Source organism: Paenibacillus sp. EB106-06-01-XG199 (assembly GCF_058791575.1).
This window is the reverse complement of record NZ_JBYTDQ010000007.1, coordinates 156,425-167,781: the sequence shown is the minus strand read 5'-3', so window position 1 is coordinate 167,781 and position 11,357 is coordinate 156,425. Positions and strand designations below refer to the sequence as shown.

The 11,357-nt window shown below is 51.8% G+C and carries 10 protein-coding genes; 9 read left to right on the top strand and 1 reads right to left on the bottom strand.

Annotated elements, in window-relative coordinates; translation table 11 throughout:
• Both AC3WT9_RS24050 and AC3WT9_RS24045 read left to right on the top strand, forming a co-directional pair.
• Positions 1-1,276 (top strand): LPXTG cell wall anchor domain-containing protein (locus tag AC3WT9_RS24050; RefSeq protein ID WP_492407982.1); only part of this gene is annotated, 1,276 nt, incomplete at its 5' end.
• A gap of 281 nt (positions 1,277-1,557) precedes the next feature.
• Complete coding sequence (locus AC3WT9_RS24045; RefSeq protein WP_341377152.1) at positions 1,558-2,499, top strand: alpha/beta hydrolase; 942 nt, start codon at positions 1,558-1,560, stop codon at positions 2,497-2,499.
• A 202-nt stretch (positions 2,500-2,701) separates the two neighbouring features.
• On the opposite strand, the gene AC3WT9_RS24040 is transcribed toward AC3WT9_RS24045, so the two are convergent.
• Positions 2,702-3,250 (bottom strand): hypothetical protein, encoded by a 549-nt coding sequence (locus AC3WT9_RS24040; protein WP_341377154.1) that lies wholly within the window; start codon positions 3,248-3,250, stop codon positions 2,702-2,704.
• 904 nt (positions 3,251-4,154) lie between these two features.
• Between AC3WT9_RS24040 and AC3WT9_RS24035 the strand changes: the two genes are divergently transcribed.
• From AC3WT9_RS24035 to AC3WT9_RS24005, 7 genes are all read left to right on the top strand, one after another.
• Positions 4,155-5,687, top strand: a complete 1,533-nt coding sequence (locus AC3WT9_RS24035; protein WP_341377156.1) for an HD domain-containing phosphohydrolase — start codon at positions 4,155-4,157, stop codon at positions 5,685-5,687.
• A 215-nt stretch (positions 5,688-5,902) separates the two neighbouring features.
• Positions 5,903-6,286 carry a NusG domain II-containing protein gene (locus tag AC3WT9_RS24030; protein WP_341089498.1) on the top strand — a complete coding sequence of 128 codons (384 nt, stop codon included), beginning with the start codon at positions 5,903-5,905 and terminating at the stop codon, positions 6,284-6,286.
• On the top strand, positions 6,270-6,833 hold the full coding sequence (locus tag AC3WT9_RS24025) for a Gx transporter family protein (protein WP_076113706.1): 564 nt from the start codon (positions 6,270-6,272) through the stop codon (positions 6,831-6,833). The genes AC3WT9_RS24030 and AC3WT9_RS24025 overlap by 17 nt, the downstream gene beginning before the upstream one ends.
• Positions 6,834-6,851: 18 nt before the next feature.
• Positions 6,852-7,718, top strand: a complete 867-nt coding sequence (locus tag AC3WT9_RS24020; RefSeq protein WP_341377158.1) for an ATP-binding cassette domain-containing protein — start codon at positions 6,852-6,854, stop codon at positions 7,716-7,718.
• Positions 7,694-8,593, top strand: coding sequence for an energy-coupling factor transporter ATPase (locus tag AC3WT9_RS24015; protein WP_341377159.1), 900 nt, complete (start codon positions 7,694-7,696; stop codon positions 8,591-8,593). Before AC3WT9_RS24020 ends, AC3WT9_RS24015 begins: the two co-directional genes overlap by 25 nt.
• Entirely contained in the window at positions 8,586-9,377 is a 792-nt protein-coding gene (locus AC3WT9_RS24010) for an energy-coupling factor transporter transmembrane component T family protein (protein WP_341089501.1), read from the top strand. The genes AC3WT9_RS24015 and AC3WT9_RS24010 overlap by 8 nt, the downstream gene beginning before the upstream one ends.
• An 18-nt stretch (positions 9,378-9,395) precedes the next feature.
• Positions 9,396-11,321 (top strand): peptidase U32 family protein, encoded by a 1,926-nt coding sequence (locus AC3WT9_RS24005; RefSeq protein ID WP_341089502.1) that lies wholly within the window; start codon positions 9,396-9,398, stop codon positions 11,319-11,321.
• The last annotated feature ends 36 nt before the right edge of the window (positions 11,322-11,357 follow it).

The following is an 11,357-nucleotide window of genomic DNA, read 5'->3' as shown; positions in this document are numbered from 1 at the left end:
GACGGCGACGCCAACGCCGGTACCAACGCCAACACCAACACCAACGGCGACACCGACACCAACGGCGACGCCAACACCGACGCCGATACCGACGGCGACGCCAACACCGACACCAACGCCGACGCCAACACCGACACCAACGCCGACGCCAACGCCAACGCCGGTACCGACACCGACGCCAACACCGACACCAACGGCGACACCGACACCAACGGCGACGCCAACACCGACGGCGACGCCAACACCGACGCCAACGCCAACGCCAACGCCGACGCCAACGCCAACGCCGGTACCGACGCCGATACCGACGGCAACGGCGACGCCAACGCCAACTCCGGTACCAACATCAACACCGACGGCGACGCCAACACCGACGGCGATACCAACGCCGACACCGGTGCCAACACCGGTGCCAACACCAACACCAGCGCCGATATCGACGACGACGCCAACACCGACGCCGATACCGACGGCGACGCCAACACCAACGCCAACACCGGTGCCGACACCAACGCCAACACCAACACCAGCGCCGATACCGACGACGACGCCAACACCGACGCCGATACCGACGGCGACGCCAACACCAACGCCGGTACCAACACCGACGCCAACGCCAACGGTGACACCAACGGCGACGCCAACGCCAACGCCGGTACCGACACCGACACCAACACCGACACCGACACCAACGGCAGACCCAACGCCAGCGCCGACAAGTGTAACGCCAACGGTAGACCCAACGCCAGTGCCGACAAGCGTAGCACCAACGGTAGACCCAACGCCAGCGCCGACAAGCGTAGCGCCAACGGTAGACCCGACGCCAGCGCCGACAAGCGTAGCGCCAACGGTAGACCCAACGCCAGCGCCGACGAGTGTAGTACCAACGGTAGACCCAACGCCAGCGCCGACGAGTGTAGCACCAACGGTAGACCCGACGCTAACGCCATCTCCGACACCAACGGTGATTGGTACGAATGACGATCAGGAGATTACGATTGATGAGGATCCGCTGCCTTTGGGCCCTGTGACCACACCTTCGTCTGTGCAGCCAACGCCGGAGACTACTCCAGTGACTGTCCCAGTACCTGCTTCGGTACCGGATGAAGAAGTTATTCTTGATGAAGAAATACCGCTGGGTCCTGTGGATCCAGCCGAGAGTCTGCCGCAGACGGGTGAAGCCAGCCCGGCACCTTATTATATTACCGGTCTCGCTATTGCCGGAGTAGGTCTGCTGCTGAGCAGAACGGCAAGAACCAGCAGACGAAAACGCTGAGGCTTTCATTGAATCACACTAAGGCCAATAGCAGTCTATAAGCTATGTTCTTAACATAATTCAGGCCGCTTTCGGGAAATCCCCGGAAGCGGCCTTTTTATACGGTGTTTACTACGTTTTAAGGGTTATTATACAACAATCGTTTAGATTTCAATCATCTGTTATACGTACATTTCTCGCAGGCAAGGTTACCATGTTATACTATGCAGAAATCATTGCGGAGCCCGCATGATGGTGACTGGAGTATCCTACAGCTACGAGAAGGAAAGGTGAGAATATTCATGTGGAGTGTAATTATACTGGCGATTATTATCGTCATTACCGGAGGATTAACCTATGCGGGTTTCTTTTTCTATGGAGTGGCGATCCATCGGGCACCTAAGGAGTTTTTGGCGACTGCACCTGCACTGAAGGTAGAGCCACCGGTGGCCGGCGCATCCTGGGGAGAAGGGGCGGAGTGGATCGCCCGGCAGAGCTTCCGGAATGTTGACATGAGCTCAGAGGATGGACTGAAGCTGCGGGGTTATTATCTGCCGTCAGAGCGGGCAGCCGGACGTACAGCAATCGTTGCCCACGGCTATTCCGGCAAAGCAAAGGATATGGGGGCCTACGCCAAGATTTATTATGAAAACCTGGGCTATAACGTGCTTATTCCCGATGCCAGAGGACATGGTGAAAGCACTGGCAATTACATAGGCTTTGGCTGGCCCGAACGCCGGGATTATGTAAAGTGGATCGAATACATCATTGAAGAGAATGGGCCGCAGGCGCAGATTGTGCTGCATGGGGTGTCTATGGGCGGAGCAACGGTGATGATGACCGCGGGTGAAGAGCTTCCGCCGCAGGTGAAGGCGGTTGTTGCCGACTGCGGGTATAGCTCAGTCAAAGCACAGCTCTCTTATCAGCTCTGGCGGATGTATCATCTGCCAAGCTTTCCCTTCGTGCAGATTGCCAGTCTGATTACCCGGCTGAAAGCAGGCTATTTCTTCGGTGAGGCATCAGCGCTGAAGCAGGTGCGTAAGGCACGGGTGCCGATCTTGTTCATCCATGGTGATGCCGATAAGTTCGTACCCTATGCCATGATGGACAAAGTGTACCAGGCATGCCGCAGCCCCAAGGACAAGTTTGTAGTGCATGGCGCAGGGCATGGACTTGCTTATGATACGGATAAGGCGGGATATATCAGCAAGGTAAGTGAGTTTGTTAACCGGTACGTGAAGTAGTCCAATAACCCCCGGAAAGTAGACTCGCCTACGTTCGGGGGTGTTTATTCCCTGAGTCGATCGAGTGTATTAGTTATGTACCTGTTGATGTATTGCGCAATGTAATCACATGATCATTAAAGAATCATCTCTCTATCGCTTTGTACTTTACGATAGAAAGATGATTCTTTTAAAGATGAGCGAAGCATATTGATAAGATGTTCTAATCGGTTTCATTGTAAGTGATTACTTTTGAGAATAATTCGAACTGTTTATCTTTGGTGTATTTATTTGTTATTTGAGCTTCATAAGTGTACGAGAGTCCATTATGACGAGCATATATTAATAATGAATCATTTATGTCTGTATAGAGAAGCTCGAGACCATTTACAGTTTTTGTGTTCATGTTATTAGCAAACTCTACTTCAATGCCGCTTACAGAAAGTGTAGCTACTTTGTCGCCCTCATATGGACCATAAAGCAACTCAATGCTTTTATCATAGGCTTCTGCTTTCTCTTTTTTACCCGTATTGTCGGTGTAAGTTATTATAACTGTATTTTGAGGGGGGTTATCGGTTTCTAATCCCTTTTTAACAATTATTTCCTTAATATCCAAACCGGCAATTTTGGGTGTTTCGGTGAGAGGACTAAGCTTCTTAACTTTTTCGTTAGCTTTCGCGAGATCAGCATCTCCAGATGAGGAACATCCTAAAATTGAAGCCAGTGTAAGTACTAAAAAAATGAATGCTATTGTTTTGCTTTTTTTAATCATATGCCCTCCTTAGAGTCAATAAAAACTTAAACTTATTTAATTGAATTAAAAAAAATCCCGAAGTTGTGACTCAATTAAATTTGTAAAAGCTTACCGTTTCTAGAATACCACAATTATAGTAAAATATGTATATTATTTGATTGGTTTACAGGATCTAAGCCCTTTCTTTACCCGGATGAGGGCTGGGAATTTCTTCGGGGAGGCCTCAGTGCTGAGGCAGGTGTGAGGAAAAGGTGCCGATAATGTTTATCCATGGCGATGCAGGTAATTTTTTTCGTGCCTTGTAAAGCCCAAAAGAGAAATTTATGGTTCGTGGAGCGGGGCATGGACTTGCGTATGATACGGATAAGGCAGGATATATCAGCAAGGTAAGCCAGTTTGTTGCCCGTTATGTACATTAGTTCTGGATTAAGCCCCTAGAAAGTAGACGCGCCCGATCTCCGCATGCTGCGGAGATCGGGCGCTTATATGTTCCACATATGGCAGCGTTCCTTGCAACGGGGAACGGCACGTCCATATCTTCTCGTATATTAATCCCCCGCCGTTTGTGAGCGAAACGGGTGTCGTAATTCCCTGTTATTTCCAGCAGCCATATGGCGAGAATAATCCTTCCAAAACGACAAAAGCCCTACCTCTCTTTTGTCCTTGCGGCTCCGTGACCGCGCCAGTGTGAATCGGAATGCTATGTTCGAATTTAGTCTCATAAAAAGGAAGAGTCATGCAAGAAAACGTAAGATTTTGTGTCCAAAATGCCGATAATAAATAGAAAGTAACCAATCGGCCTGACATCTTCTTGATGGGGATGTATATACACGAAAACAAATATTACTTTATTATATCACGGAATATATAGTAATGCAAGTAGAATATAAGCAGCAGGGTAAGGCTGGAAATGGGGGAACAGATGAATATCTACGGGGTGTTTTTGAAGAAGCAGATCAGAAATTATTTTTTTGGCTCCGTGATTGGTGTGCTGGCCGTGGGAAGCCTGTTGCTGCTCTCTTCGCTGGAGATAAGTGCGGTGGAGTATTCCCGCCTGTTAATCGTATTGCTGATCTCTTTTTCAATTATGGCAATCACGGAAGTCAGTGTATTCATGAATCAACTCAAACCGATACGGACTGCAATGAAAGAACAGCAGCCTACGCTGGCCATGCTGGAAGAAGTATATCTCTATACCCACCGAATGCCCAGAAATGCAGTACAGCGGATTCTAGGCCCGCATCTTCTCGGGTTATCCTTGCCGGCGGCCCTAATGACCTTCTGGATGATCCAGACCGGATTAATCAACCTCCCTTATTTTTATCTGCTGCTGGCCATGGTCGGGGCGACTCTGGTGGCGTGCATGCATGCGCTGATCGAATTTTTCCTGACCTGCTCGGCCATTATTCCGCTAATCAAAGAATTCAGAAACCGCGCTTTGGATATGTATAATGTGGACTTTTCGCTGGAAGGACATGTTTTTGTAGCCATCCGCCCAAAATTTCTGATCAGCTGCATGCTGATCGGGACATTCCCGCTGTTTCTTTTTATCATGGCAACACATATCCGCATGGACAGCCTCAACAGCAGTTCGCTTGCCGGCTTGCAGAGCTATTGGGCTTGGGCAGGGATGGTGCTGATGGTCGGCACATTATTCTCCTCCATTGCCGCCTGGCTCCTGACTAACAGCGTTCAACATCCGATCAATGAACTATACAAGGCGATGAATAACGTCAAGGACGGGCGCCTCTTGCAGGTGCAGGATGAATATTCGGATGAATTCTCCAAGCTGGTGGCCGGGTTTAATATGATGGTGCGGGGGCTTCAGGCCCGGGAACAGCAGAATAGACAGCTTCTGGACAGTTATTTCACCACACTTGCCGTGGCTCTGGATGCGCGTGATTCCTATACCGCGGGACACTCACTGCGGGTGGCGGAGTACTCGGTCATTATTGGACAATTGGCGGGACTGACGGGTCAAAGGCTCGATGACCTGCGGAAATCAGCTCTGCTGCATGATATCGGCAAAATCGGTGTGCCCGACAATGTCCTGTTTAAAGAGGGAAATCTTACGGATGAGGAATTTGATCAGATTAAGAGCCATCCGGTGCTTGGGGAAAATATTCTGCGGCAGATTGAGCCTGTGGAGAAGATGGCGCCTTACATAAGTGGAGTCCGCTCACATCATGAGCGTTACGACGGCAAGGGTTATCCGGATGGCCTTGTCGGAAGGTCCATCCCGCTGCATGGCAGAATCATTGCCGTAGCCGATGCCTACGACGCCATGACATCGGACCGCCCCTACCGGAAAGGGATGGATCATGAGCGGGCGCTGGCTATTCTGGAACAGGGCAGAGGAAGCCAGTGGGATCCTGAATTCGCCGGGTTATTCCTGGCATACTTCGGGAAGACGGCAAGTTCAGAAGAAGCGGAAGTTCCCGGAAGGGCGGGGTGAAACGGGCAAGCAGGGGGTTGCTTGCTGTTTATCCTAATATTTCTTGCGGAAGCGGATACCATCCAATTTATGGGGGTATCCGCTTCTCGTTGAGTGCCTATTTTGTGAACTGATCTTTAAAACCGACAATTAACGACTACATTCATTGAAGGATTGAGGGTAGACCGTTATAATTATTAAGTCTGGATTTTAATTAAAAAATAAGGGAGAATTTTATGAAACGCGCAGATGTGCTGCTGGTTTCCATCGTGCTCATTGCCGCTCTCGCTTTTCTTGCACCGAGGTGGTTTTCAGACGATAAAGGCGGCCCGGGGAAAAATCTTGTGGCCAATATAATGGTGGACGGCAAGCTGTTCAAGACGGTTCAACTTACAGAGGAAGAACAAACGGTAGAAGTCCGTACCGATCGCGGGTATAACCTTTTAAAAGTGCATGATTATGGTATTGAAATGTATGACGCTGACTGTCCCGACAAGGTTTGTCTTGGTTTTGGGTTTATTACCTTGCCCAAGCAGACGATCGTCTGTTTGCCGCACAGGGTATTAGTAGAAATTGCAGGCGCGTCGGGAGGAGATGATATAGATGCCTATGTCCAGTAGTGAGTCTTCAACAGCCCTGAAAAGAACGGTGATTGTAGCGCTCTTTGCCGCGGTGGCGGTTGTGCTGAGTATTGTGGAAGCTCAGATTCCACTCGCAGGGATGGGGCTGATGCCCGGTGCCAAGCTGGGATTTGCCAACATTATGATTTTGACCTGCATCTATTTTTTGCGCGCACGTGACGCATTTGTACTGGTAATCCTCAAGACCTTGCTTACCGCATTTTTGCTGGGTACCTTTTCAAGTCTGCTGTTCAGCTTGTTCGGCTCGTTGTTCAGCTTTGTAGTCATGTACCTGCTCGTCCGGTTTGGCGGGAAAAGACTCAGTGTCATTGGGATCAGTATTGCCGGCGGACTGGCTCACAACACAGGGCAGCTGCTCGCCGCTTCCATAGTGTTGAAATCATCGAGCACGTTCTACTACTTTCCGATGCTGCTGATTACCGGAGTGGTCACGGGGATTGTCGTCGGTTTCGCGGTGCGGTATGTGGTAGCCTCGTTATCCAAAATATCGCTGTTTGAAGAGTTCTTGGGCGGAACGGGTCACTAGCTGGGAAGGATGACTAACATGAATGAATTTAATAATGAGCTGGAAGCTGGAACGGAACCGCCAGTGATCTCACTGGCAGGCGTATCGTTTGGATATGACCCCGAGCACCCGATCCTCCAGAATATCACACTGTCTATCCGGCAGGGTGAATGGGTAAGCATCGTGGGACCGAACGGCTGCGGCAAATCAACGCTGGTCAAGCTGCTGAATGCCCTGCTGCCTAAAAGTGGCGGAGATATCTTCATCTGCGGCCATAAGCTGCAGGAAGAGAATATTGGAACGATCCGTCAGTGCATTGGCATGGTGTTCCAGAACCCTGACAACCAGTTTATCGGGGCAACGGTAGAGGAAGACATCGTATTCGGCCTGGAGGGGCTGTGTTTACCCCACGCGGAGATGGAGGAACGGCTGAAATCCTATGCCATGAAACTGGGGATCGGCCATCTGCTGGCCAAGCATCCCGGCGAGCTGTCGGGCGGCCAGAAGCAGCGGGTCGCCATTGCCTCCATTCTAGCCATGAAGCCAGGCATCGTCATCTTTGACGAGGCCTCTTCTATGTTGGACGAAGGAAGCCGGAACGAGCTGATGGGCATTTTGCAGGATATGCGCGCAGAAGGGAACTATACCCTGCTCATGATTACACATGATGCCGATGAAATCCTGGCCTCGGATCGTGTGCTGGCCCTGCACGGGGGCGGACTGGCGGCAGATGTCACCCCTGCGGAATTGTTCCGGAATGAAGAGCTTCTGGAGAAGTGCCACCTGCGGGAGCCGTATCCTTGGCAGCTTGTCCGTGAACTGCAGAACCTGGGGATCAAGGTGGATGTTCCCGCCAGTGAAAAGGAGCTTATAGACACATTATGGCCATACAACTACAACAAGTAAGCTACACCTACGCGGACCGGAGCCTCTGGAGGCAGACAGCACTGCACGGGATTAATCTTAACATCCCCAGTGGATCGATGGTGGGCATTGCCGGGGCAACCGGTTCGGGGAAATCGACACTTCTGCAGCTGTTCAACGGAATTCTGAAGCCGACGGAGGGGACGGTCAGTGTCCTTGATGTGACTATCCGCGCCGGCGAGAAATCTCCGAAGCTGCTGCCGCTGCGCCGCCGGGTCGGTCTGGTCTTTCAGTTTCCCGAGCAGCAGATGTTCGAGGAGACGGTAGAGAAGGATCTGTGCTTCGGCCCGCTTAACTTTGGCATGAGTCTTGAAGAAGCCAAAGAGCGCACACGCAAGGCGATGACGGACATGGGGCTCGATCTTGGACTGCTGGAGCGCAATCCGTTCCGTCTAAGCGGCGGACAGATGCGCAAGGCGGCCATCGCTTCGGTGCTGGCCATGGACCCTGATATCGTTGTGCTGGATGAACCGACAGCGACACTCGACCCGATCAGCCGGGCGGAGCTGATCGGGCTGCTGGAGCGGCTCTGCCGTGAGCAGGGCCGGACAATTATCATCGTGACGCACCGGATGGATGAGCTGCTTCCCTATGCCGACCGCTGGGTGCTGCTTAAGGAAGGCGAGCTGGCTTTTCAAGGCAGTAGCCAGGAGCTTGCTGCCGATTCGGATATTCTGGAACGCTGCGGCCTGACGGTGCCGCAGTCGCTCCGTTACTGGCGGGCGGTTGCCGACCGCTTCGGTCTTGCGGGGGAGAAGCCCCGGTTGACCGCGGGCAGCCTCGCCGAGCTGATTGCTTCGCTGCCTGGAGCAGCGGAGGGCCCGGGCCTTGCAGGAAAGAGGGATAGCTATGAATGATCGGCTGCTGCTCGGGCGCAGCATTGAGACCGGCTCCTGGGTGCACAAGCTGGATGCCCGGGCCAAGATCATCGGGATGATCTTATATTTAGTTGTTATTTTACTGTCGCATTCATGGATGGCGATGGCGCTGCTGGCCGTATTTTCGATAGCGGTCATGGCATCAACCCGAATATCGCTTAAATATTTCGTCAAAGCGGCCAAGCCGCTGCGTTATTTAATGTTGTTTATCTTTGTCGTTCAGGCCCTGACTGTTAAGGAGGGCGATGCAGTTTTCTCTATCGGCTCCTTTTCGCTGCATGAAGGCGGGCTGCGGCTGGCCGCGTTTTCCGTCATCCGCATGTTTTTCCTGATCACCTTCACGGCCTTGCTTACCTTCACTACAAATCCTGCGAAGCTGAACCGGGGTCTGGAGGGCATCCTGTCCCCGTTCAAAAAGCTGGGGCTGTCGCCGGAACGGATTACGCTGATGATCAGCATCGCCCTGCGCTTCATTCCGACAATTCTTGACGAATCGCAGATCATCATGAAGGCGCAAGCCTCACGCGGAGCCGACCTGAAGGAGCTGCCGCTTAAGGAAAAAGGGCGGATGCTCGTCTCGCTGCTTGTGCCGGTAATCTCCAGCGCCTTCCGGCGCGCTCAGGATTTGGTCTATTCCATGGAAGCCCGCGGGTTCCGCATGGATGCGCCGCGCAGCCGGTATCACCGCCTCAGGTGGGGCTGGGCCGATACTGTTTTTGTCGCTATGTTCATCATCATGGGAGTTGCAGTAGCATTATTGTAATTTTAGGGGGAAACAAAAATGGCACGTTATTTTAATGGCAAGGAAATCGAACTGCTGGCACCGGCGGGAACGTTTGAAATTTTCAAGGAAGTGGTGCAGTCGGGATGTGACGCCGTCTATTTTGGCGGTCCTGTGCTGAACATGAGAATGATGCGCAAAGGCTACAACCTGTCTCATGAGGAGATTATTGAAGCCCTTGCGATCGCCCACAGCCTGGACAAAAAAGTATATATTACGGTAAACAACCTGTTCAGTGAGGATGATGTGGAGGAAGCCAGAGAATATCTTCGTTTTCTCGACGGAGTTCATCCCGATGCGCTGATCGTTCAAGATATGGCTGTGCTGGAGCTGATCCGCGAGATGGAGCTTACGCTTCCGGTTCACGCCTCGGTGATGATGAATGTGCACAATCTGGAGATGGTTTATGCGCTGCGTGATCTTGGGGTAAGCCGGGTGGTCACCTCGCGTGAGATGGATTTGCAGACGGCAAAGCTGCTGGGGCAGCGGAGCGGCATGGAGCTGGAGTATTTCATTCACGGAGACATGTGCTCTGTGCACGGGGCGAACTGCTATTTCAGCTCCCAGGTCTTCGGCATGAGCAGCAACCGGGGCAAATGCATGAAGCCCTGCCGCTGGGATTACCGGATCAAGAAAGACGGCTATGTCTTCCCGGCTGAATATCCGCTGGCTGTCAAAGACATGTTCATGTATGAGCATCTCCCGGAGCTGATTGAGTCAGGCATTACTTCTTTTAAAATTGAGGGCCGGATGCGCGACAAAGAGTTCATGGTGATGCTCGCGAACAGCTATGGTGAAGCCATTGACCGTTATATTGAGGATCCAATCGGTTTTGACCGTACCGTAGATACCAAGATGCTGCACCAAAACCGGAAACGTGACTTTTCCACCGCGTATGCTTTTGGCAAGCCGGGACTGGCGAACATCAACCGCCGCTATGAAGGTACAGGCAAATTTTACAGTACAGGCAAGGTATTCAGTACACCTACTGCAGAGCGGGAGCTATCGGTGGACCGGGTAATGCAGCTGCGCGAGCGGCTTGCGGAAGGCAGACGCAGTGAGCAAAGTAAACCGGAGCTTGCGGTACGCGTGAATAATATGGAGCAGGCCCGTTTGGTGCTTGAGCTGGGTGTTGATCATTTATATCTGCCAGGTGATGTATTTGAGCCGGACCGTCCGTTTACGAAGCAGGACATTAAGGAACTTGGCGCCTTAAAAGGAAAGACTAAGCTCTACCTCGGGATGCCGCGGATGATGACGGAGCTGCATTTTGATCAATACGATCATCTGCTGAGCGGGGAACGCCTGCCGATTGACGGGCTGCTGATTACGAACCTTGGAGCGATTCGCCGTTTCGCCCAGACGGGATACCCGATGATCGGGGACGCCAATCTGAATGTATACAACCATCTTTCTGCCGGGCTGTATGCCGGACTGGGACTGGCTAAGCTAACGGTTTCACCGGAAATGACGATGGAGCATTTTGCATCCTTTACCTCCGGCTGCGAGCTGCCGCTCGAAGTTGTCGTTCACGGCACACCGGCGCTGATGTATATGGAGCATGATCTGTTCGAGAATACCGAGGTAATGGAGCCGATTGGTGAAGAAGACAACCTGTTTGTAAGCAATGAGGTACTTGTGCTGAAGACGGATAAAGGTGAGAATCCGGTGTATCGTGACCAATATGGCCGCTGCCACCTGCTGTTCTCCAAGGAGCTTTGCTATCTGCCTATGGTGGAGGAGATGAAGGGCCTTGGCATTGCCAGCTTGCGGATTGAAGGAGCGACCTATAGTGTGGAAGAGCTGCGCGGTATTATTAAGGCCTATCAGGCAGCAATCAACGGTTCTTTGGAAAAGCAAGAGCTGCTCGGCGGTTTGAAGCCGGTGTATGCAGGGTATACCCTGGGTTCGCTACAGTTTAATTGATAGTTGAATTTTTAAGTGTTTCTGGATAGCAATTTT